This window comes from Aureimonas psammosilenae, assembly GCF_009176975.1.
Lineage (GTDB): Bacteria > Pseudomonadota > Alphaproteobacteria > Rhizobiales > Rhizobiaceae > Plantimonas > Plantimonas psammosilenae.
Window position 1 is genome coordinate 39,362 of record NZ_WEZG01000013.1, and the last position, 21,658, is coordinate 61,019.

At 63.2% G+C, this 21,658-nt stretch carries 20 protein-coding genes; 15 read left to right on the forward strand and 5 right to left on the reverse strand.

The features are described from left to right. Positions 1-4: 4 nt before the first annotated feature. Both F9929_RS19200 and F9929_RS19205 read right to left on the reverse strand, forming a co-directional pair. Positions 5-715: a glycerophosphodiester phosphodiesterase family protein gene (locus tag F9929_RS19200; RefSeq protein ID WP_152048170.1), complete on the reverse strand. Its 711-nt coding sequence runs from the start codon at positions 713-715 to the stop codon at positions 5-7. Between the two features lie 4 nt (positions 716-719). Beyond that, positions 720-1,187 (reverse strand): RidA family protein, encoded by a 468-nt coding sequence (locus tag F9929_RS19205; protein WP_152048171.1) that lies wholly within the window; start codon positions 1,185-1,187, stop codon positions 720-722. 95 nt (positions 1,188-1,282) lie between these two features. Between F9929_RS19205 and F9929_RS19210 the strand changes: the two genes are divergently transcribed. The 14 genes from F9929_RS19210 (at position 1,283) to lpxB (ending at position 15,634) form a co-directional block, all read left to right on the forward strand. Continuing rightward, on the forward strand, positions 1,283-2,080 hold the full coding sequence (locus F9929_RS19210) for an EipB family protein (protein WP_152048172.1): 798 nt from the start codon (positions 1,283-1,285) through the stop codon (positions 2,078-2,080). A 185-nt stretch (positions 2,081-2,265) separates the two neighbouring features. After that, positions 2,266-3,084: a 30S ribosomal protein S2 gene (rpsB, locus tag F9929_RS19215; protein WP_152048173.1), complete on the forward strand. Its 819-nt coding sequence runs from the start codon at positions 2,266-2,268 to the stop codon at positions 3,082-3,084. A gap of 134 nt (positions 3,085-3,218) precedes the next feature. Then, entirely contained in the window at positions 3,219-4,145 is a 927-nt protein-coding gene (gene tsf / locus F9929_RS19220; protein ID WP_152048174.1) for a translation elongation factor Ts, read from the forward strand. Between the two features lie 87 nt (positions 4,146-4,232). Further along, positions 4,233-4,952: a UMP kinase gene (gene pyrH / locus F9929_RS19225; RefSeq protein ID WP_152048175.1), complete on the forward strand. Its 720-nt coding sequence runs from the start codon at positions 4,233-4,235 to the stop codon at positions 4,950-4,952. 62 nt (positions 4,953-5,014) lie between these two features. After that, positions 5,015-5,572, forward strand: a complete 558-nt coding sequence (gene frr / locus F9929_RS19230) for a ribosome recycling factor (RefSeq protein ID WP_152048176.1) — start codon at positions 5,015-5,017, stop codon at positions 5,570-5,572. A 125-nt stretch (positions 5,573-5,697) separates the two neighbouring features. Continuing rightward, positions 5,698-6,384, forward strand: coding sequence for an isoprenyl transferase (locus tag F9929_RS19235; protein ID WP_235919448.1), 687 nt, complete (start codon positions 5,698-5,700; stop codon positions 6,382-6,384). A gap of 4 nt (positions 6,385-6,388) precedes the next feature. Continuing rightward, positions 6,389-7,240, forward strand: coding sequence for a phosphatidate cytidylyltransferase (locus F9929_RS19240; protein ID WP_152048178.1), 852 nt, complete (start codon positions 6,389-6,391; stop codon positions 7,238-7,240). 111 nt (positions 7,241-7,351) lie between these two features. Next, positions 7,352-8,482, forward strand: coding sequence for an RIP metalloprotease RseP (gene rseP / locus F9929_RS19245; protein WP_152048179.1), 1,131 nt, complete (start codon positions 7,352-7,354; stop codon positions 8,480-8,482). Positions 8,483-8,681: 199 nt separating this feature from the next. After that, positions 8,682-11,222 carry an outer membrane protein assembly factor BamA gene (gene bamA, locus F9929_RS19250; RefSeq protein ID WP_152048180.1) on the forward strand — a complete coding sequence of 847 codons (2,541 nt, stop codon included), beginning with the start codon at positions 8,682-8,684 and terminating at the stop codon, positions 11,220-11,222. Positions 11,223-11,264: 42 nt separating this feature from the next. Continuing rightward, the gene (gene lpxD, locus F9929_RS19255) at positions 11,265-12,338 is read left to right on the forward strand and encodes a UDP-3-O-(3-hydroxymyristoyl)glucosamine N-acyltransferase (RefSeq protein ID WP_152048181.1); all 1,074 of its coding nucleotides are present in this window, start codon (positions 11,265-11,267) and stop codon (positions 12,336-12,338) included. Next, the gene (gene fabZ, locus F9929_RS19260) at positions 12,313-12,780 is read left to right on the forward strand and encodes a 3-hydroxyacyl-ACP dehydratase FabZ (RefSeq protein WP_152048182.1); all 468 of its coding nucleotides are present in this window, start codon (positions 12,313-12,315) and stop codon (positions 12,778-12,780) included. Before lpxD ends, fabZ begins: the two co-directional genes overlap by 26 nt. A 13-nt stretch (positions 12,781-12,793) precedes the next feature. Next, a complete protein-coding gene (gene lpxA / locus F9929_RS19265) occupies positions 12,794-13,597 on the forward strand; it encodes an acyl-ACP--UDP-N-acetylglucosamine O-acyltransferase (RefSeq protein WP_152048183.1) in 804 nt (267 codons plus the stop codon). Position 13,598: 1 nt separating this feature from the next. Continuing rightward, positions 13,599-14,486: an LpxI family protein gene (locus F9929_RS19270; RefSeq protein WP_152048184.1), complete on the forward strand. Its 888-nt coding sequence runs from the start codon at positions 13,599-13,601 to the stop codon at positions 14,484-14,486. Then, complete coding sequence (gene lpxB, locus F9929_RS19275; protein WP_152048185.1) at positions 14,483-15,634, forward strand: lipid-A-disaccharide synthase; 1,152 nt, start codon at positions 14,483-14,485, stop codon at positions 15,632-15,634. Before F9929_RS19270 ends, lpxB begins: the two co-directional genes overlap by 4 nt. 4 nt (positions 15,635-15,638) lie before the next feature. Here lpxB and gltA read toward each other — a convergent pair whose 3' ends face one another. Both gltA and gltX read right to left on the reverse strand, forming a co-directional pair. Further along, complete coding sequence (gltA, locus tag F9929_RS19280) at positions 15,639-16,931, reverse strand: citrate synthase (RefSeq protein ID WP_152048186.1); 1,293 nt, start codon at positions 16,929-16,931, stop codon at positions 15,639-15,641. A 137-nt stretch (positions 16,932-17,068) separates the two neighbouring features. After that, the gene (gene gltX / locus F9929_RS19285) at positions 17,069-18,493 is read right to left on the reverse strand and encodes a glutamate--tRNA ligase (protein ID WP_152048187.1); all 1,425 of its coding nucleotides are present in this window, start codon (positions 18,491-18,493) and stop codon (positions 17,069-17,071) included. Between the two features lie 110 nt (positions 18,494-18,603). Here gltX and F9929_RS19290 point away from each other — a divergent pair, with 110 nt between their 5' ends. Continuing rightward, complete coding sequence (locus tag F9929_RS19290) at positions 18,604-20,874, forward strand: ComEC/Rec2 family competence protein (RefSeq protein ID WP_152048188.1); 2,271 nt, start codon at positions 18,604-18,606, stop codon at positions 20,872-20,874. A 58-nt stretch (positions 20,875-20,932) separates the two neighbouring features. Here F9929_RS19290 and lexA read toward each other — a convergent pair whose 3' ends face one another. Next, positions 20,933-21,655: a transcriptional repressor LexA gene (lexA, locus tag F9929_RS19295; RefSeq protein ID WP_152048189.1), complete on the reverse strand. Its 723-nt coding sequence runs from the start codon at positions 21,653-21,655 to the stop codon at positions 20,933-20,935. Positions 21,656-21,658: the final 3 nt, after the last annotated feature.

Here is a 21,658-nt window from a genome sequence, read left to right on the forward strand (position 1 = left end):
AGCGTCAGTTCTGCGGCAGAAAGCCCTCGAAGGTCATCTGGTCTGCATGGGTCTTCGTGATTGTCACCTGCGCCGGGTTGCGAACCGTCCAAGTGATGAGCGGCGCGGCCCGATCGCGGACATAGTCCGTGAACTCGTTCGGCAGATGGTCGACGCAGTAGGAAACGAACCCGCAGCCTTGGTCGAAGATTTCGCGATGACGGGCGAGCGCTTCGGCTTCCGTTCCCTCCGCTGTCAGGCCGACAGGTCGCTTGCCGTAGGCGAGGGCCTGATCGATCAGCCAGTGATCGAAGGACATCAACGCGAGATCGCCATCATAGCCGTCGAGGAGGGGTCCGAGACGCTGAAGGAAGTCGGCATCCGCATCCGGCGAGGTTCCCTTCAACTCCATGACGACCGGCACCCTGCCATCGATCGCGCGAAGAAAGTCGGCGACCGTCGGGATGCGCTCGCCCGTTCCTGCGAGCGCGAGCTTCACGAGCTCGGACGACGGCCTATCACCAAGCGGGCCGGACATTTCAGTCAGGCGATCCAGGGTGTCGTCGTGAAAGACCATGGGCACGCGGTCGCTCGATAGATGAACGTCGCATTCCACCGCGAAACCATGGTCCGCCGCTGCCCTGGCCGCGGCGATCGAGTTCTCGGGGAGGCGGTCGTCGTGAAGCCCCCGATGCGCGATCGGACGGGACGTCAGCCAGGAAAGCGTCGGCTGCATGGGCTCAGGCGACCTCGAACAAGGCTTCGATCTCGACCGCCGCGCCGAGCGGAAGGGAAGGCACGCCGACCGCAGAACGCGAATGACGGCCTGCATCGCCCAGGATCTCGACCAGGAAGTCGGACGCCCCGTTCGCGACCTTGTGCTGTTCGATGAAGCCCTCCGCGCTCGCAACGAAGACGGTGAGCTTCAGAAGGCGCTTGATACGGGTGAAATCGCCGCCGAGCGCGGATTTTGCCTGAGCAAGGATGTTGATGGCGCAGAAGCGGGCCGCGCGCTGCCCGTCATCCAGCGAAACACCAGCGCCGAGTTGGCCCGAAACCGCGAGCTTGCCACCATCGAGCGGCAGTTGGCCGGACGTCTGCAGGAGATTCGCGTAGAGAATATAGGGCACGTAGTTCGCGGCCGGCGCTGCAGCCTCCGGCAGCGTGACGCCTGCGGCCGCAAGCTTCTCATCGATCGAGGTGCTCATGGTTGGTCCTTATTGTTCGGGATTTCGTCTTATCCGGGCTGGCCGAACGCTCCGCATGGTCTAATCTCGGCGACGGGGAATGGAAAGGACATGCGATGACGTTCCGACTGCTGGCTGCGCTTGCCGCCGCGTGGATTCCGGGTGTCGCGACGGCCGCGACGCCGCTTGTCGCCCATCAGGCGGTTTACGATCTGAAACTCGCTTCCCAGGATTCCGGCATCGTCGGCGCGGAAGGTCGAATCGCGATGAAGCTCGATTCGAAGGCCTGCGGCGTCTGGAACCTCGACTACCGCTTCATGGCGCGTTTCCAGCAGGAGCAGGAGATGACGCTGACCGACCAGCAGACGCAGTCCACCGAGAACGCTCCCGACCAGAACTTCACCTTCACCACCAAGACGTTCGTCGATGGCTCCCCGGAAAAGGAGATCAAGGGCACCGCCCGCCACGACGCTGGCGGCACCCGCGTTTCGATGGAATCGCCGCAGAAAAAGGACTTCGTCCTGCCGCTTTCGCGCTTCCCGATGCAACACACGCAGGAGCTGATCCAGCGCGCCGTCGCGGGCGAGCGGATCGTGGAAACCAAGCTCTTCGACGGCGACGACGACGGCGAAAAGCTGCTGACCTCCACAGCCGTCATCGCGCCCGTCGCCGGTGACGGGACGAAAACACCGTCATCCGACATCGGATCGAAGCTCGAGGGCATGCGCTCTTGGCGGATTTCGGAGAGCTACTACAACAAGGACAGCGACCCGGACGGGATGCCGGTCTTCCAGACGAAATACGTCCTCTATGAGAACGGCGTGTCGGACGATCTGATGCTCGACTTCGGTTCCTATGCCTTCAGCGGTTCGCTGAAGAAGCTCGATCTTCTGGATATGCCGACCTGCCGGTAACTACTGGGGATCTTCGGGACGGGGCCGCGCGGGTTGCCGAGGGGCTGCAGATCATGTAAGGCCCCGCTTATTCCACACACGGAGGTTCGGTCTCGGGTGTTCGGCTTGTCCGAAGCGAGAGACCACCGGTGGCGGTGAAAACCGTCCATTCTCCGTGGAGGCTCAACCGGAAAGGCAACAACACGATGGCACTGCCAGATTATTCCATGCGCCAGCTTCTCGAAGCCGGCGTTCACTTCGGTCACCAGACCCACCGCTGGAACCCCAAGATGAGCCCGTTCATCTTCGGCACCCGCAACAACATCCACATTCTCGATCTCGCCCAGACCGTGCCGATGCTGCATCAGGCGCTGACGGCGGTGTCGAACACCGTTTCGCGTGGCGGCCGTCTTCTCTTCGTCGGCACGAAGCGTCAGGCGTCCGACATCGTCGCCGACGCCGCGCAGCGCTCGGCCCAGTATTACGTCAACTCCCGCTGGCTCGGCGGCATGCTGACCAACTGGAAGACCATCTCGAACTCGATCCAGCGCCTGCGCAAGCTCGACGAAATGCTGGCCGGCGAAGCCCAGGGCTTTACCAAGAAGGAGCGCCTGACGCTTCAGCGCGAGCGCGACAAGCTCGACCGCGCCCTCGGCGGCATCCGCGACATGGGCGGCACGCCCGACATGATCTTCGTGATCGACACCAACAAGGAAGCGATCGCGATCGAGGAAGCCAAGCGCCTCAAGATCCCGGTGGTCGCCGTTGTCGATTCGAACTGCAACCCGGACCTCATCGACTTCCCGATCCCGGGCAACGATGACGCGGCGCGCGCGATCTCGCTCTACTGCGATCTGATCGCCAAGGCCGCCGTCGACGGCATCGGCCGTCAGGCCGGCGCGATGGGCGTCGATGTCGGCGCGTCGGTGGATGCACCGGCCGAAGACCTCGACATGCCCGAGCAGTCGTCGGCTTCCGGCGCGATCGGCGACGATGTCGCGGAAGAGGTTCAGCCCGCCGCTTGATGGGCTTTCCGGCGGCAGGTGCCGCCGGTTCCCGACCGTTTTTGGACGGCGGACATTCCGCCGTCATGTTTACCGCGCACCCTCCGTTTCGACGTCGAGGGTGCGTTTCTCACATTTGACATGAGGCCGACCGAATGACCGTTACCGCCGCGATGGTGAAGGAACTGCGCGAGAAGTCCGGCGCAGGCATGATGGACTGCAAGACGGCGCTCGCCGAAACCAACGGCGACATGGAAGCCGCGATCGACTGGCTGCGCGCCAAGGGCATCGCCAAGGCCGACAAGAAGTCGGGCCGCACCGCTGCCGAAGGGCTCGTCGGCGTCGCATCCGCCGGCAACAAGGCCGTTCTCGTGGAAGTCAATTCCGAGACCGACTTCGTTGCGCGCAACGATGCGTTTCAGGCGATGGTTCGCCAGATCGCCGAGACGACTCTTTCCACGGACGGCTCCGTCGAGACCGTGGGGGCCGCGACCTATGCGGCTTCTGGCAAGACCGTGACCGAGACGATCGCCGAGGCTGTCGGCACGATCGGCGAGAACATGGCCCTGCGTCGCTCCGCTCTCCTCGGCGTCGGCCAGGGCGTCGTCGCCACCTACATCCACAACCAGGTCGCCGAAGGCCTCGGCAAGATGGGCGTGCTCGTCGCGATCGAATCCGCCGGCGATGCCGCGGCTTTGGCCGCCTTCGGTCGTCAGGTCGCCATGCATGTCGCCGCGACGAACCCCCTGGCGCTGGTTGCCTCCGAAGTGGACGCGACGATCGCCGAGCGCGAGAAGTCGATCTTCATCGAGCAGTCCCGCGCTTCCGGTAAGCCGGATGCGATCATTGAGAAGATGGTCGAGGGCCGCATGCGCAAGTTCTACGAGGAGTCGGTTCTCCTGAGCCAGGCCTTCGTGATCAATCCCGACCTCACCGTCGAGAAGGCGCTGAAGGAAGCCGAGAAGGACTTCGGCGCTCCGGCACAGATCACCGGCTTCGTGCGCTTCGCTCTCGGCGAGGGCATCGAGCGCGAGAAGAGCGACTTCGCCGCCGAGGTCGCGGCCGCGGCCGGCAAGAAGTAATCTCAGTACTTCCACGAACATGAGGGGCGTCCGCTTCCCAAGCGGGCGCCCCTGTTGTATCGCAGGCCGTCATTCAGCGGGGACCTCATGGCGAACGACATACGCTTCAAGCGCGTGCTTCTGAAGGTTTCCGGCGAGGCCCTGATGGGCAGCCAGGGTTTCGGGATCGACGTCACTGTAGCGGACCGCATCGCGGGCGATATCGCCGAAGCTCGCAAGCTCGGCGTCGAGATTTCCATCGTCATCGGCGGCGGCAATATCTTTCGCGGCGTCGCCGTGGCCTCGAAGGGCGGCGACCGCGTCACCGGCGACCACATGGGAATGCTGGCGACGGTCATCAACGCACTGGCGCTGCGGACCTCCCTGACGAAGCTTGGCGTCGAGACCGTGGTTCTGTCGGCGATCCCCATGCCCGAAATCTGTGAAAGCTTTTCGCAGCGCGCGGCTCTGGCTCATGCCGATGCCGGACGCGTCGTCATCTTCGCCGGCGGCACCGGCAACCCCTTCTTCACAACCGATTCGGCCGCCGCGCTGAGGGCGGCGGAAATGGGCGCCGAGGCCTTGTTCAAGGGCACGCAGGTCGACGGCATCTATACCGACGATCCGAAGAAGAACCCGAATGCCGAACGCTACGAGCGATTGACGCATGAAGAGCTTCTTCTGCGAGGCCTTGCGGTGATGGATGTCGCGGCGGTCGCGTTGACTCGCGAAAACAGGATACCGATCGTCGTCTTCTCGATCCACGAAGCCGGCGGTTTCGCCGAAATCCTTCGGGGGCGGGGACTGGCGACATTCGTTTCGGACTGAGTTCGGCTGGCGCTTCGGTGCCGGCTATGATGACAGCTTGATGGACGTTAAGGGTTAGGACGATGGCGACTTTCGATTTCACCGAACTGAAGCGGCGCATGGACGGCGCCGTCGCTTCGCTGAAGCACGATCTCGCCGGACTGCGGACCGGGCGTGCCTCGGCGAACCTGCTCGATCCCATCAATGTCGATGCCTATGGCGCGCAAACGCCGCTCAATCAGGTGGCGAACGTGTCGGTTCCCGAGCCCCGGATGCTTTCCGTCTCGGTCTGGGACCGTGCTCTGGTCGGCAAGGTGGAGCGCGCGATCCGCGACAGCAATCTCGGCCTCAATCCCATCACCGACGGCACGACCCTTCGCATCCCGCTGCCCGAACTCAACGAGCAGCGCCGCAAGGAACTCGTGAAGGTCGCGCACACCTATGCCGAGAACGCCAAGGTCGCGGCGCGGCACGTGCGGCGCGACGGCATGGAAACGCTGAAGAAGATGGAGAAGGACAGCGATATCGGGCAGGACGAAAGCCGCCAGATGTCCGAGCGCGTCCAGAAGATGACGGATGAAACGATCACCGACATCGATCGCACCTTGTCCGACAAGGAAGCGGAAATATTGCAGGTGTAGGATTTATGGCACGGTCTGTCGGCAGACAGGCGGCCTGCATTCGTCATAGATTCGACCGGTCGATCCCAGGGCCGAGAGCCGGAGAATAGATCAGGGTGCGCTATCCGCAACACGTTGCCATCATCATGGACGGCAATGGCCGCTGGGCGCAGGCGCGAGGCCTGCCCCGGACCATGGGACACCGGCGCGGCGTCGATGCCGTGCACGGAGCGGTTCGCGCGGCCGGTGATCTTGGCATCCGCTATCTGACGCTTTTCGCCTTTTCGTCCGAGAACTGGCGTCGTCCGGCGCAGGAAGTGACGGAGTTGATGGGGCTCCTGAAGCTCTTCATCCGTCGCGATCTTGCCGAACTCCACCGCGAAGGGGTGCGGGTGAAGGTGATCGGAGCTCGGGACAACCTCGCATCCGATATTCGCGGGCTTCTGGAAGAAGCCGAGCACCTGACCCGCGACAACAAGGAAACGACGCTCGTCATCGCCTTCAACTACGGGGCGCGCGAGGAACTGGCCCGCGCGACGCGCCGGATCGCGGACAAGATCGCGCTGGGCGAAGCCTCGCCCGAAGACGTGACGCCGGAATTCATGGACAGCCACATGGATACGGCGGGCATTCCCGATCCCGATCTGATCATCCGCACCAGCGGCGAGATGCGCTTGTCGAACTTCCTGCTCTGGCAGTCGGCCTACTCCGAATTCGTCTTCATGCCTTGCCTGTGGCCTGACTTCGACCGCAAGGCCTTCGAAGACGCCCTCAACGAATATTCCTCTCGCGACCGGCGCTACGGCGGCCTTTCTCGCGAGATCGCTTCCTAGCGGCATGGGACTCGGCATCGGGCGCATCGTGAATGCGCCGACCTGGGAAGACCTGAAATCCAGGCTGATCTCCGCCGTGATTCTCGGGCTCGTGTCGCTCGGGCTTCTGGCGCTCGGCGGCTGGCCGTTCCGGCTGTTCTGCTGCCTGTCCGGGGTGATCGTCCTGCGGGAATGGTGCCGCATGACGAAAGCCGACTCGCTCGGCCTTCTCCATACGTTCACCCGCTACGCGCTCTACGCGAGCCTCGTGGCGTTTCTATTCCGTTTCAATCTCGCCGCGATCGTCATCCTGGTGGCGGGCATATCCGCCATCGTGTTGATCGATGCGCGTCAACGGCGCTCGAACTGGCTTGTCGGCGGCTTGGTTTATGCGGCGCTCGCGTCGCTGGCGCCCGGCATGTTGCGCAGCGACGATCTGGCTGGGCTGCTCGCGATGACGCTGGTCGTCTGCGTCGTTTGGCCAACGGATATCTTCGCTTACTTCACCGGCCGGGTTTTCGGCGGGCCGAAGATTCTTCCCCGCATTTCACCGAAGAAAACCGTTTCCGGCTCGATCGGCGGACTTCTCGCGGGCGTCGTTCTGGGAACCGGCTTCTACGGGTGGGCGACCGGATCGTTCAGTTTGATCATCGTTCTCTTCTGCGCCGTTCTTTCGGTGCTGGGGCAGGGTGGCGACTTCTTCGAATCGTGGATCAAGCGGCGTTTCGGCGTGAAGGATTCGGGCACGCTCATTCCCGGTCATGGCGGCCTGATGGACCGCATCGATGGCCTTGTCGTCGCCATCGGATTCGCGTGGCTCGTCGGCATGGTGCTCGCCGGGTTCCAGCATCCCGCCCAGGCGATCTTCACCCCTTGAAGGTGCGCGGCGCGCAGACCCACTTGCCACGGCGTGCGGGGAAGGATTGTCTCGTCCCCCGGTCGCCTGTCTTCGCGCCGGCCGGCACGGCTTTATGAGGAAGCAAAATCCATGGATTTCCTGACCGGCTTCGATGTCTTGTGGAGCACGGTTCTGATCAAGATCGTGCCGTTCCTCTTCGTGCTGACGGTGATCGTGTTCTTTCACGAACTCGGCCATTACGCGATCGGGCGCTTGTGCGGCATTCGCGTTCTGACGTTCTCGATCGGCTTCGGGCCCGAGCTCTTCGGCTTCACGGATCGCGCCGGAACGCGCTGGCGCTTGGCCGCAATCCCGCTCGGCGGCTACGTCAAGTTTTTCGGCGACGAGAACGCCGCGAGCGTTCCTGATCAGGACCGCGTTCGCGCAATGAGCGCTTCGGAACGCGCCGAGGCGTTTCCGTCGGCCACCGTCGGTCGGCGGGCCGCGACGGTTCTGGCCGGCCCGGTCGCTAATTTCATTCTCGCCATCGTCATCTTCGCAGCCGTCGCCTTCTTCGCGGGCCGCACGATCGGCGATCCGGTCGTGTCCCAGGTCCGCGCCGGCTCACCGGCCGAAGCGGCCGGCATCCTGCCCGGCGACCGGGTTGTCGCCCTAGACGGGGGCAAGGTGGAGTATTTCAGCGACATTCTGGAATATGTCGCGACCCACCCTGCGTCCGCCATCCAAGTGTCGGTCAATCGCGGCGGCCAAGTCTTGGACTTCAGCGTCACGCCGCGAATGGAATCGCAGACCGATCCGTTCGGCAACAAGATCGAAGGTCCGCTTCTCGGGCTGGTCGCGGATCGACAAAGCGCCGATTTCCGCCTGGAAAAACTCGGTCCCATCGATTCGCTCCGATACGGCGTGGAACAGACGTGGTTCTTCACGAAGGCGACGGTCGGCTTCATCGGAGGCATCTTCTCGCGCGGGCAGGGCGCCGAACAGATCGGCGGTCCGGTCCGAATCGCGCAGGTCTCGAGTCAGGTCGCGACCATCGGCTTCGCCGCGATCATGCTTCTGGCCGCGCAGCTCTCCATATCGATCGGCCTGTTGAATCTCTTACCGATTCCCATGCTCGATGGCGGCCATCTGATGTTCTACGTCGCCGAGGCTCTGCGGGGCCGACCGCTCAGCGAGCGGGTGCAGGAATTCGGGTTCAAGGTCGGTCTTGTGCTTGTCATGTCCTTGATGGTGTTCGCCTTTTGGAACGACCTTTCTTGATGGAAAATCGATCTGTCAGGTGTTTAACCGAATGTTAACCATGTTTTCTCTACGAGTGGCGGGGTTGCAACGCTTTTCCGATTCCTCAACAGATCGCGTCCAGTTTGCTTGAACGCATACCCAAAGCCGGTAAAAGGCGAAGGGTGCGGGCTGCCGACGCGGCATCCCGTCGAGGCATTGTATAAAGGTGGTTAAGCCTATGACGGCTGGATCTAAGTTGCTTCGGGCCGCATCGGCGCTGGCGCTCTCGTCGACGGTCCTCGCGACCTCTCTCGGCGCAAGCATCGTCCTCGCCGAAAACGCCGCGGCCGCGCAGGTCAGCCGGGTCGAGGTGAGAGGCAACCAGCGCGTGGATGCCGACACCGTGCGCGGCCTTCTCGCCATCAAGCCGGGACAGAACATCGGGGACGCCGATATCGACGAGGGCGTTCGCAAGCTCTACTCGACCGGATTGTTCTCCGACGTGCGGATCAGCCAGCAGGGCGGCACGGTTGTCGTCAATGTCAGCGAGAACCAGATCGTCAATCAGGTTCTGTTCCAGGGCAATTCCAAGCTGAAGGACGAGCAGCTCCGCGCCGCGGTGCAGACGTCTTCCCGCGGGGCCTATTCGCAGGCCACGGCCGACAACGATGTCGGTGCCATTCGCGAGGCCTATACGCGCATCGGCCGCAGCGACGCTGCTGTCTCGGTGCGCACCATACCGATCGAGAACAACCGCGTGAACGTCGTCTTCGACATCAACGAAGGCGATCGCACCAAGATCGGCCAAATCAACTTCGTCGGGAACAATGCCTTCAGCGACGGTCGTCTGAAGGAAGTCATCGCGCTTCGCGAGTCCGGCATTCTGAGCTTCCTGCAGCGCAACGACGTCTACGACGAGGATCGTCTGCGCGCGGACGAGGAAACCCTTCGCCGCTTCTATTTCAATCGCGGCTATGCCGATTTCCGGATCGTTTCAGCGACCGCGGATCTCGATGCGTCGCAGAACAAGTACTTCATCACCTTCACGGTGGAAGAGGGCGAGCGCTACGCCTTCGGCAACGTGAACGTGGACAGCACCATTCCGGGCGTCGGCGGCCAGTCGCTTCAGGGTGAGTTGAAGACCCGCACCGGCGACGTCTACAGCGCGCAGAAGATCGAAGAGTCGCTGGTGTCGCTCACGAACCGCGTGGCGGCCAATGGCTTCGCCTTCGCGCAGGTGACGCCGCGCGGCGATCGCGACTTCAATAGCCGCACGATCTCCGTGAATTACGTCATTGATCAGGGGCCGCGCGCTTATATCGAGCGGCTGGAAGTTCGCGGTAACACGAAGACCCGAGATTATGTCGTTCGGCGCGAGTTCGACGTGTCCGAGGGCGATGCCTTCAATCAGGTGCTGGTGCAGCGCGCCAAGCAGCGGCTGGAGCGTCTCGGCTTCTTCGAGAAGGTCAACATCTCCACCGCTCCGGGCTCCGAGCCCGATCGCGTCGTGGTCATCGTCGAGGTTCAGGAGAAGTCGACCGGTGAGTTCTCCATCGGTGGCGGCTACACGACGGGCGGCGAGTCGGATGGTCCCGTTGCCGAAATCGGCATCACGGAGCGCAACTTCCTCGGACGCGGCCAGTTCGTGAAGATTTCGGCGGGCTTCGGCGAAGACACCCGCAGCTATCAGCTTTCCTTCACCGAGCCGTATTTCCTGGGCCGCCGGCTCGCTGCCGGTTTCGACATCTACACGACGAAGAACACGTCGGAATCCTACGATGTCGAGCGGACGGGCGGCGACGTGCGTATCGCGGCCCCGATCACGACGGAACTGACGGGGCAGGTCGCCTACAACTTCAAGTCCGAAGAGTTCGGCGACGACGACGGTGTGTCGATCGGACGGTTCCGTACCGACGCGAACGGCAACTTCGTCCAGCCGTTGACGACCGACACGAACGACGACGGCTATAGCGGCCCGTCCGAACTCCTGCGCTCGACCTGCGACGATCCCAATCCGCTCGGCTACGTTTCGTCGAGCCGCTCCGGCGAGGCGACCGATTTCTCGAACGCGCCGAAATATACGCGGTCGCGCATCATCAACGCGGCGATCTGCGAAAGCCCCTACACGACCTCGTCGATCTCCTATGCTCTGACCTACAACTCGCTGGATTCCTCGACCGATCCACGCAACGGCGTTCTGGCAACATTCGGCCAGGAATTCGCGGGCATCGGCGGTGACGCGAACTTCGTGAAGACGACGGCGAAGGCCTCGTATTTCCAGCAGTTGATCGAGGAATACGACGTCATCGGCCAGCTCAGCGCTGGTGGCGGCAATGTCTCCGCTCTCGGCGGGGACCTGCGGGTCTTCGACAATTTCTTCAAGGGCCAGGACATCGTCCGCGGCTTCGATACGAAGGGTATGGGTCCGCGCCAGTTCGAGATCGACTCCGATGGCGATACGGTGGGGCGCGGCGTTTCGATTGGCGGCGAGAATTACCTGAACGCTTCGGCGGAGGCGACCTTCCCGCTGCCGGGCATTTCCCGCGACTTCGGCTTCCGCGGGGCGGTCTTCGCCGATGCCGGCACGCTCTGGGGTTCGGAATACAAGGGCGAGTACGGCGTGGTCGGGACGGACCTCAACCTTCGCGCTTCGGCGGGCGTCGGTCTCATCTGGGCGTCGCCCTTCGGTCCGCTGCGCGTGAACTACGCACATCCGTTCCTGAAGGAAGATTACGACCGGACCCAGGAGCTTTCATTCGGCTTCTCGACCCGCTTCTGACCGCGACATTCCGGAAACGGATCACGAAGCCGGACGATGCCGATGCGCGAAATCGAGTTCTTCGCCCAAGGGATCGGCTTGACATTGACCGATCTCGTCGCCCTCACAGGCGGCGAGATCGTTGGGCCTACCGGGGTCGAGGCGCGACTGACCGGGCTTTCGACGTTGGATCTGGCAGGCCCGTCGGACGTCGCCTTCTTCGATAACCAACGATATCTTTCCGCGCTCGCCGAGACCAAGGCGGGATGCGTGATCCTGGCTAGACGCAACACCCGTCATTTGCCGGTGGGTCTGCCGGCTTTAGCGGTGCGGGATGCGGGGCTGGCGTTCGCACTTGTCGGGCAGGCCCTTTATCCATCGGCACTGCACCCGCCCGTATTGAGCGGCGCGGATGGCGTATCGCCCGCCGCGCATATTCATCCAGACGCGAGGATCGAGAACGGCGTGACGGTGGAAGCCGGTGCCGTCATCGGTGCCGGCGCTGCGATCGGTTCGGGTTCGGTGATCGGCGCGGGCAGCGTCATCGGTCCGATGTGCCACATCGGGCGTAACAGCCATATCGGCCCGCATGTGACGGTGCAGTTCGCGCTTCTTGGAAACCGGGTGGTCCTGCATCCGGGCGTCAAGATCGGTCAGGATGGCTTCGGCTATTCGGCCGGGCCGCAGGGCATCGTCAAGAACGTGCAGATCGGTCGCGTCATCGTTCAGGACGATGTCGAGATCGGGTCCAACACCACGGTGGATCGCGGCGGTATCCGCGATACGGTTATCGGTGAAGGAACGAAGATCGACAACCAGGTGCAGGTCGGGCACAACGTGGTGATCGGTCGCCATTGCATCATCGTTGCGCAGGTGGCCTTGGCCGGCAGCGTGACGCTGGGCGATGGCGTGGTGATCGGCGGACAAAGCGTCGTTAATAACCATGCCGTCATCGGTGCCGGCGCGAAAATCGCCGCGATCAGCAGCGTGGCCGGTGACATTCCGGCCGGTGCCAAAGTCGGAGGCAGCCCCGCCAAACCGGTCCGGGACTGGTTTCGCGAGATCACATGGGTTAGCGAGATGGCCAAGGCTGGCCGTCGGGGAAACGTGAATGAGCCAAGAGACGACGACGCTTGAAAGCATCGACATTCTGAAGATCCTGGAACTCCTTCCGCACCGCTATCCCTTTCTGATGGTGGACCGGATCGTGGGGATCGACGGGGACAGGCGCGCGGTCGGCATCAAGAACGTCACCGCGAACGAGCCTCATTTCCTCGGACACTTCCCCGGAATGCCGGTGATGCCGGGTGTCCTGATCGTCGAAGGCATGGCCCAGACGGCGGGAGCCATCTGCTGCAATTCGCTCGATATGGGCGTGGCGCCGCTTGTCTACTTCATGACGATCGACAACGCGAAGTTCCGCAAGCCCGTGGTTCCGGGCGACCGCCTTGAATATCATGTCGAACAGACCAAGAAGCGCGGCAATATCTGGAAATTCGACTGCATCGCCAAGGTCGACGACGTAAAGGTCGCCGAAGCCTCGATCAGCGCCATGCTGTCCCCTCGCGAAGCGAACTGACGGCTCTTCCACATTGTCCACGAGCATTCATCCGACTGCGATCATCGAAGACGGCGCCGAGATCGGCGAGGACGTTCTTATCGGACCGTTCTGCGTGGTCGGCCCCCAGGTCCGACTTGGTGCGGGTTCGCGCCTGCGCTCTCACGTGGTCGTCGCCGGAAATACCAGCATCGGATCAGGCGCGGACATCTTCCCCTTCGCGTCCATCGGCCACGCTCCGCAGCATCTGAAATATCGCGGTGAAGACGTGCGATTGGTAATCGGGTCGAACTGCCTGATCCGAGAGCATGTGACGCTGAATCCTGGCACCAGCCAAGGTCGGATGGAAACGACCGTCGGCGACAACTGCTCGTTCTTCACCGCGGCGCATGTCGCCCACGATTGCGTCGTCGGCAACAATGTGACGCTGATCAACAACGTCATGCTGGCCGGCCACTGCGTGGTCGGTGATTTCGCGACGATCGCCGGCGGGTCCGGCATCCATCAGTTCACCAGGGTCGGGCATCACGCCTACATCGGGGGTCTTGCCGCCGTCGAAGGCGATGTGATTCCCTTCGGCATGGTGCTCGGCAACCGCGCCTACCTGTCGGGCCTGAACGTGATCGGTATGAAGCGTGCCGGCTTCAATCGCGAAGCCGTCCGGAATGTGCGACGCGCGTATCGCATGCTTTTCTCGGATGATCTGACGTTCCGCGAGAACATGGAAGAGGTGCAGGCCGAGTATCCGGACGATCCGCTGGTCCAGGACCTCCTGTCGTTTATCCGCGCCGGCGGGGACCGCGCCCTTTGTTTCCCGCGTCATAGCCGCCCGAACTGACATGGCAGCGGAAGGATCGCTGCTTCCGAGCGTTCCGGGCGAGCCGCTGGGGATTGCCGGGGGAGGCGGAAGCCTTCCGCGCATCATTGCCGACGCAGCGGCGGCGAATGGCTGGCGGCCGCATATCCTGGGTGTTGCGGATGGCATCAAGTCCGACTGGTCGCCCTATCCGTCGCGACCGATGGCCTGGGGCAAACTCGGGGACGGCCTGAATTGGCTTCGGGTCTCGGGCGCGCGCAAGCTCGTTCTGTGCGGCACCGTATCGGTCCGACCGGACTTCAAATCTATTCTCCCCTCCTGGCGCACGCTCATGATGATGCGCGAGATTTTCGGCGTCATGCGCGGCGGCGATGACAACCTCCTGCGTGCCGCGACGCGAACGTTCGAGGCGCGAGGTTTCGAGGTCGTCGGCGTGCAGGCGATCGTCCCGAGCCTCCTCGCGCCCGACGGTCTGATCGCCGGACATGCCCCCGATCCTCATGAGGAGGCCGCCATCTCTCGCGGCGTCGCCGCGGCCACGACGCTTGGCGCTTTAGATATCGGTCAGGCAATCGTCGCTTCGCGCGACAGGGTCGTGGCTCTGGAGGGGATCGAGGGCACTCGCGAAATGCTGCACCGGGTCGCCGATCTGAAACGACGCGGCCGCATCGGGCGGAACGAGCGCTGCGTGCTCGTCAAATGCCGCAAACCCGATCAGGACGATCGATTCGATCTGCCGAGCATCGGCTCGGCAACGGTGGATGAAGCAGCGGAAGCGGGTCTCGCCGGCATCGCGGTCACGGCCGGTGGATCGCTGGTCCTCGGATTGGACGATGTGAGACAAGCCGCACACGATAAGGGGATTTTCGTTGTCGGGCGGCGGACCATTCCGAACGGCGGAGAAATATGACGAAAATCGCGTTCGTCGTCGGTGAGAATTCCAGCGACCGCCTGGGCGCCGAGCTGATCAAGGGCCTGCGCCGACATCTCGGGGCTGAACTCGAAGCGATCGGCCTTGGCGGTGACGAAATGGCGAACGAGGGCGTCGAATCGCTTTTCGATATCGACGAGCTTTCGATCATCGGCGTCGGCGCGGTGGTTGCTCGGCTGCCGCAACTCGTCCGGCGGCTTTCGCAGACCACGCGCTTCATCGTCGCGCAGCGCCCGGATGCGCTGGTCATCATCGACAGCTACTCATTTTCGCACCGCGTTGCGCGCCGGGTGCGCAAGGAACTGCCCGATCTGCCGATCATCAATTACGTGCCGCCAGCCGTTTGGGCCTATCACGGCGAGCGGGCGTCCGCGATGCGGGGCTATGTCGATCGCCTGATCTCCGTTTTCCCGTTCGAGCCGGCGATCTACGAGACCCTGAACGGCCCGAAGGCTGATTATGTCGGCCATCCCCTGATGCGGAATACCGGGCTGGAACGGCTGTTGTGCAGCCCTTTACGTTTCGAACCAAGCCGACCGCCGACGCTTCTGCTCCTACCGGGATCACGTCGCGGCGAAGTTCAAAGGTTGATCGGCGATTTCGGCCAAACGCTTGCGATCCTCTCGGAGAGGGTGCCGAACCTGCGTGCCGTTCTGCCGGCCGTGCCACGGCTGGAAAGCACCATCCGCGAGCATGTGCAGGCGTTTGCCGTGAAACCCGAGATCGTGGTGGGGGAAGAGGCGAAATGGGAAGCGTTCGCGACGGCCGATGCGGCTGTCGCGGCGTCCGGTACGGTCGCGCTGGAACTGGCGCTGAGCGGCATCCCGATGGCGCTTTGCTACCGGCTCGACGCGATCAGCTATCGTTTTCGCCACTGGCTGACTGGATGGACGGCGGCCTTGCCGAACTACATCGCCGGGCACCCGCTGGTGCCGGAGCACTTCCACGAAACCGTGCGGCCTGAGCATCTGGCGCGGCGGTTGGAGCGCCTTCTCACCGATACGGGTGAGAGAAGGGCCCAGCTCGAAGGTTTCGCCACCATTCGCGAGCAGATGTCGGTGGAAGGCAATCCCGGCGACATGGCCGCCGGGATCGTGGTCGAGGAACTCGCCCAGCGGCGAGGCTGACGGCTCAGCCGCGCTGGTCGATCGGCTGATAGTCGCGCTGCGGAGCGCCGGTATAAAGCTGGCGCGGGCGGCCGATGCGCTGATGCGGGTCTTCGATCATCTCCTTCCACTGCGCGATCCAGCCGACGGTGCGCGCCACGGCGAAGAGCACGGTGAACATGGTGGTGGGGAAACCGAGGGCCTTCAGCGTGATGCCGGAATAGAAATCGACGTTCGGATAGAGCTTCTTCTCGATGAAATATTCGTCGTGAAGCGCGATATGCTCCAGTTCCATCGCGACCTCGAGCAGCGGATCGTCCTTGATGCCGAGTTCGTCCAGCACTTCATGGCATGTCTGCTGCATGATCTTGGCGCGCGGATCGTAGTTCTTGTAGACGCGGTGACCGAAGCCCATCAGGCGGAACGGGTCGTTCTTGTCCTTGGCGCGCTTGATGAATTCCGGAATGCGGTCCTTCGTGCCGATCTCCGACAGCATGTTGAGCGCGGCTTCGTTCGCGCCGCCATGGGCCGGGCCCCAAAGGCAGGCGATGCCGGCCGCGATGCAGGCGAAGGGGTTGGCGCCGGACGAGCCGGCAAGGCGCACCGTCGAGGTGGACGCGTTCTGCTCGTGGTCGGCGTGGAGGATGAAGATCCGATCCATCGCCTTCGCGAGCACCGGATTGATCTTGTAGGGCTCGCAGGGCACCGCGAAGCACATGTTCAGGAAGTTTTCCGCATAGGAGAGGTGGTTCTGCGGATAAACGAAGGGCTGGCCGATATGATATTTGTACGCCATCGCCGCGAGCGTCGGCGTCTTGGCAATCATCCGGATCGACGCGACCATGCGCTGGTGCGGGTCCGCGATATCGGTGGAGTCGTGATAGAAGGCCGACAGGGCTCCGACGGAGCCGACCATGACGGCCATCGGATGCGCGTCGCGGCGGAAGCCGGAATAGAAGCGCGACATCTGCTCGTGCACCATCGTGTGGTGCGTCACGCGGTGGTTGAAATCTTCCTTCTCGCGGGTGGTCGGCAACTCGCCGTAAAGGAGGAGGTAGCAGGTCTCGAGAAAATCGCCCCGCTCGGCGAGCTGCTCGATCGGGTAGCCGCGATGCAGGAGGACGCCCTCGTCGCCGTCGATATAGGTGATCTTCGACTCGCACGAGGCGGTCGAAGAAAAGCCGGGATCGTAGGTGAAGACGCCGGTGTTCTTGTAGAGCGAGGTGATGTCGACGACGTCCGGGCCGAGCGTCCCCGATCGTGCCTGCAACTCCGCATTCTTGCCATCCACTGCGATTGTAGCCGCTGTACCGGTCATGCGAGGTCCCTTTCCGTTTGACGGTCGGCGCATCGCTTGTTGCGGTGCGAAAACCGTCGCTGCGCTTTGCCTATCCCGTCCCCATAGCAGCGACAAGCTTCAACATCGTAAGTTTGATGATTGCCGCACGCCCGATTTTACGCCGACGCCTGATCGGACAGGCGGGCGAGGGACTCCTCCCGGCCCAAAACCTCTAGAACGTCGAAGACGCCCGGGGAGGTCGAACGCCCGGTCAGGGCGGCCCGGAGGGGTTGCGCGAGTTTTCCGAGCTTAAGTCCATCGGCTTCCGCGGTGGCGCGAACGATCTCTTCCAGCGCCTTGCCATTCCATTCGGGCGCGGCCGAAAGCGCGGGCAGAACCTTGGCGACGATCTCGCGTCCGCCGGATGCCAGAATGCCTTCCGCCTTTTCGTCCATGGCAAGCGGCCGCGCGGCGAAATAGAAGCCGGCCATATCGGTGAGTTCCACGAGGGACTTCGCCCGCTCCTTCAAGCCGGGCATCGCCTGAAGCAGAATCTGCCGCACTCTTTCATCGGACGCTGCTTTCAGGTTGGCCCCGTTCGGCAGATGGTCGCGCTCATCCATCAGCATCTCGACGAGCTTCTCGTCGGCGGTCGAACGGATGTGAACGCCGGTCAGCGCGTTCAGCTTGGCGAAATCGAAGCGCGCCGCGCCCTTGTTGACGTCGACGATATCGAACCACTCGATCATCTGATCGATCGACATCACTTCGTCGTCGCCATGGCTCCATCCGAGACGCGCCAGATAATTCAGAAGCGCTTCCGGCGGATATCCCATCGCGCGGTAGGCTTCGACGCCGAGCGCGCCGTGCCGCTTGGAAAGCTTGGCGCCGTCTTCGCCGTGGATGAGGGGGATGTGCGCCATCACGGGCACATCCCAGCCCATGGCCTGATAGATCAGCGTTTGGCGACCGGCATTCGTGAGATGGTCGTCGCCCCGGATGATGTGGGTGACACCCATGTCGTGGTCGTCCACCACGACCGCGTGCATGTAGGTCGGCGTGCCGTCGGAGCGCAGCAGCACGAAATCGTCGAGATCGCGGTTCGGAAACCGCACGTCCCCCTGCACCTGGTCGCGAACGAGGGTTTCGCCCTCCTGCGGCGCCTTGATACGGATCACCGGTTTGACGCCTTCGGGCGCTTCGGACGGATCGCGATCGCGCCAGCGGCCATCATAACGCGGCGGGCGTTTTTCGGTCTTCGCCTTTTCGCGCATCTCTTCGAGTTCGGCCTGCGTCGCAAAGCAGAGATAGGCCTTGTCCGCCGCCAGCATTTCTTCCGCCACTTCCCGATGGCGGGCGGCGCGCTCGAACTGCGAGACCGGCGGTTCGTCCGCCTTCAGGCCGAGCCAGTCGAGGCCATCGATGATCGCATCCACCGCAGCGTCTGTGGAGCGCTCGCGATCGGTATCCTCGATTCGCAGAAGCATCCGGCCGCCGGTATGGCGAGCGTAGAGCCAGTTGAAGAGTGCGGTCCGCGCCCCACCGATATGGAGGAATCCGGTGGGCGAGGGGGCGAAGCGTGTCACCACCTTTGCGGTCATGTGAAATGTCCCGTGCGAAACCAGCGCCGCCCCGATTTTTCCGGTCGGCTCGATGTCGCGGCTGTGTAGCATAGGACGGAAGCGACACAAGCGCGCGGTAACGAGAGCGAATGACCGCCACCGGAAACACGGCGAACCTGACGGAGCGACCGGTGTCTCGGCGCCGGGCGATCCTGCGACTGTTGCGCCGCATTCTCGGGAACCCGCGGCACGGCGCGTGGTGGCGGGGCGAGATCGAACGGGAGCGCGAAGCGCGGAGCGGATTCCATCTCCTTCCATTGGGGATGATGCTCGGCATCGCCCTTGTCTTGGAAACGGGGTGGCGGCCGGGTCTCCTGCCGCTCGGGTTCGGCGCGGCGGCTTTCCTCGCGATCGGATGGCTCTTGCACGGACGCCTCGTCGCGCTCGCCTTTCTGCTGCCCGGCTGTTTATTCCTCGGGGCTGCAGCCTCGGTTCATGAGTTGGCGCGCACGCAAACGGTGATCTTCTCGGGCGAGGCGACCGTGAGGATCGAGGGGCGCGTGGCGTGGCGGGGGCAGGACGCGCGCCAGCGTTGGCATTATCTCGTCGATATCGCAGCGACAGCGCGACCGACCTTGTCGCGGCCGCCGCAACGGGCGAAGATTCTCGTATCGTCCAAGCATTCGCCCTTGGCCGTCGGCGGCCTTTATCGAGGGCTGGTGCGCCTCAGACCGCCTTCCGGCCCAGCCTTTCCCGGAAGCTACGATTTCGCGCGGGGAGCGTTCTTCGATGGTCTCGGCGCTTACGGTTTCGCGCTGGGAAAGCCGGAGGATGTTTCTCTCGGCACATCCGCTCCCATCCTTTCCTGGCGCGAACGGCTGACCGTCCTTCGCATCTCGATTTCCGAGCATATCGCGGCGACGGTCGGCGGGCCGGAAGGCGCGGTAGCGAGCGCGCTTATCGCCGGCGAGCGAACCGCGATCCCGGACGACGTGGACGAATGGCTGCGCTCGACCGGACTTTCGCATGTCCTATCGATTTCCGGGCTTCACATGGCGCTGGTCGGAGGCTTCGCGATGGCCATGGTGCGCTTCGGCCTCGCCGTTTTTCCGCTGCTGGCCCTCAATATCGCGACAAAGAAACTTGCGGCCTGTGCCGCACTTCTCGTGTCCGCCTTCTACTGGGCGCTGTCGGGCATGGATGTCGCGACCACCCGCTCGTTCCTGATGATCTCGATCATGCTGGCTGCGGTCTTATGCGACCGTATGGCGATGACGCTTCGCAACGTGTCGATCGCAGCGATCCTGATTCTTCTCGTCACCCCGCACGCCCTTCTAACGCCGGGCTTCCAGATGTCCTTCGCTGCGACAGCCGCCATCGTCGCCGCCTACGGCTTCTACGCCCGGCGTAGGTCTTCTACCGAAGGTGAAACGGAGAAGAAGCGGCCGATCGTGCGAACCGTTCTCCTGCCGCTCGGTGGCATCGCGGCGTCTTCCCTCGTCGCGGGCTTGGCGACGGCTCCCTATGCGGCGTTTCACTTCCAGCGGATCGCACCCTTCGGCCTCGTCGCCAATATGCTGATCCTGCCGATCTTCTCGCTGTGGATCATGCCGCTCGCGCTGTTAGCGATGATCTCGATGCCGTTCGGAATAGACGGGCCGTTCCTGTTCCTTCTCGGGAAAGGCCTGACGCTCGTCTTCTTTCTGGCACGCGAGTTGAGCGCCTTCATGCCGGACGACCCGACAGGACTGATCACACCGCACGGGCTGATTCTCTCGACGGCAGCAATCGTCGCCGGATGTTTCCTGGCAAGCAGGATGCGCTTGATTGTCATTCCGCTGGCGCTTGCCGGCCTCGTGCTGGCGCCATCCCGAAGCGAACGCCCGGAACTGCTGATCTTCGAGAATGGACGGGAAGCCGCGCTCTTCGATGCCGACGGAACTATTCGGCCGCTCCAGCGCCGTTCCAACCAGTTCGTCTTCGATCAATGGCAGCGTTCTCTCCCATCCGCTTCGGCTTCTCAACCTCGTTCGGAGGAAAGCTTTAGCTGCGAGGCCATTCCGGAAACTTCGACCGACGGAACGCAGCAGAGGAAGACCAAAAAACCGCAACTGCGGTTCTGCGTCGCTCGAACGCGAAGCGACGTGAAGGTCGTCTGGACGGATGACTACAGGCAGACCGCGCGAGCCTGCGACGAGGGCGATATCGCGATCGTCGCGCGCGCCATCGCGCTCACCGCTTGCCATTCCGGGGCGATGCTGGTGACGCTCCGAACGCTTCGTCGCACTGGATCTCTTGCCATCAAGCGCAATGGCGCGACCGGGCTTGTGGAGGCCGACGACTCGATCATCAACCCCGGCGAAGAATGGAACCTGCAACGGTTGGCGCCCTGGCCGGAAGCATGGCGCCGGTCGGATTAGCCTTCGGATGAACGGGCCGAAGCCCGCTGATCGAACGTCGACCCTTGAATCATCGACGTCAGTACTTGCGAAGAAGCGCCACAAGCTTGCCCTGAACCTTGACGCGATCGGACCCGAAGATGCGCGTCTCATAGGCTGGATTCGCGGCTTCCAGCGCGATGGCATCGCCCCGCCGGCGGAACCGCTTCAACGTCGCTTCCTCGTCATCCACCAGTGCCACGACGATCTCGCCCTGCGAGGCCGTCTCAGAACGGCGGATGATCACGGTATCGCCGTCGAGGATGCCGGCATCCACCATCGAGTCGCCCTTCACCTCCAGCGCATAGTGCTCGCCGCCGGTGAGCATGTCGGGCGGCATGTGGATATGGTGGGTGTTGTTCTGAATGGCAGAGATCGGAACGCCGGCGGCGATGCGGCCCATGACCGGAATGCCGATCGTGCGATCGGCCGAGGGGGCCGGCCGCCTTTTCTCGATGGGTTCGACATTCGCGGCGGGCCGCAGGCTTTTCGCACCCTCGATGACGCTCGGCGTGAAACCACGGGCTTTCGGCGCCTTCTGGGCCATGGACTCCGGCAAGCGCAGAACTTCCAGTGCCCGCGCCCGGTTCGGAAGGCGGCGGATGAAGCCACGTTCTTCCAGGGCGGTGATCAGGCGATGGATGCCCGATTTCGATTTCAGATCGAGAGCGTCCTTCATTTCGTCGAAGGACGGCGGCACACCGGCGTCCTGAAGGCGCTCGTGAATGAAGAGCAGGAGATCATGCTGCTTTCGCGTCAGCATCGC

Excerpts from the sequence above, each read along its gene's own strand:
- F9929_RS19200 (WP_152048170.1), bottom strand. The coding sequence starts at position 715 with ATGCAGCCGACGCTTTCCTGGCTGACGTCCCGTCCGATCGCGCATCGG.
- F9929_RS19205 (WP_152048171.1), bottom strand. The coding sequence starts at position 1,187 with ATGAGCACCTCGATCGATGAGAAGCTTGCGGCCGCAGGCGTCACGCTG.
- F9929_RS19210 (WP_152048172.1), top strand. The coding sequence starts at position 1,283 with ATGACGTTCCGACTGCTGGCTGCGCTTGCCGCCGCGTGGATTCCGGGT.
- rpsB (WP_152048173.1), top strand. The coding sequence starts at position 2,266 with ATGGCACTGCCAGATTATTCCATGCGCCAGCTTCTCGAAGCCGGCGTT.
- tsf (WP_152048174.1), top strand. The coding sequence starts at position 3,219 with ATGACCGTTACCGCCGCGATGGTGAAGGAACTGCGCGAGAAGTCCGGC.
- pyrH (WP_152048175.1), top strand. The coding sequence starts at position 4,233 with ATGGCGAACGACATACGCTTCAAGCGCGTGCTTCTGAAGGTTTCCGGC.
- frr (WP_152048176.1), top strand. The coding sequence starts at position 5,015 with ATGGCGACTTTCGATTTCACCGAACTGAAGCGGCGCATGGACGGCGCC.
- F9929_RS19235 (WP_235919448.1), top strand. The coding sequence starts at position 5,698 with ATGGACGGCAATGGCCGCTGGGCGCAGGCGCGAGGCCTGCCCCGGACC.
- F9929_RS19240 (WP_152048178.1), top strand. The coding sequence starts at position 6,389 with ATGGGACTCGGCATCGGGCGCATCGTGAATGCGCCGACCTGGGAAGAC.
- rseP (WP_152048179.1), top strand. The coding sequence starts at position 7,352 with ATGGATTTCCTGACCGGCTTCGATGTCTTGTGGAGCACGGTTCTGATC.
- bamA (WP_152048180.1), top strand. The coding sequence starts at position 8,682 with ATGACGGCTGGATCTAAGTTGCTTCGGGCCGCATCGGCGCTGGCGCTC.
- lpxD (WP_152048181.1), top strand. The coding sequence starts at position 11,265 with ATGCGCGAAATCGAGTTCTTCGCCCAAGGGATCGGCTTGACATTGACC.
- fabZ (WP_152048182.1), top strand. The coding sequence starts at position 12,313 with ATGAGCCAAGAGACGACGACGCTTGAAAGCATCGACATTCTGAAGATC.
- F9929_RS19270 (WP_152048184.1), top strand. The coding sequence starts at position 13,599 with ATGGCAGCGGAAGGATCGCTGCTTCCGAGCGTTCCGGGCGAGCCGCTG.
- lpxB (WP_152048185.1), top strand. The coding sequence starts at position 14,483 with ATGACGAAAATCGCGTTCGTCGTCGGTGAGAATTCCAGCGACCGCCTG.
- gltA (WP_152048186.1), bottom strand. The coding sequence starts at position 16,931 with ATGACCGGTACAGCGGCTACAATCGCAGTGGATGGCAAGAATGCGGAG.
- gltX (WP_152048187.1), bottom strand. The coding sequence starts at position 18,493 with ATGACCGCAAAGGTGGTGACACGCTTCGCCCCCTCGCCCACCGGATTC.
- F9929_RS19290 (WP_152048188.1), top strand. The coding sequence starts at position 18,604 with ATGACCGCCACCGGAAACACGGCGAACCTGACGGAGCGACCGGTGTCT.
- lexA (WP_152048189.1), bottom strand. The coding sequence starts at position 21,655 with ATGCTGACGCGAAAGCAGCATGATCTCCTGCTCTTCATTCACGAGCGC.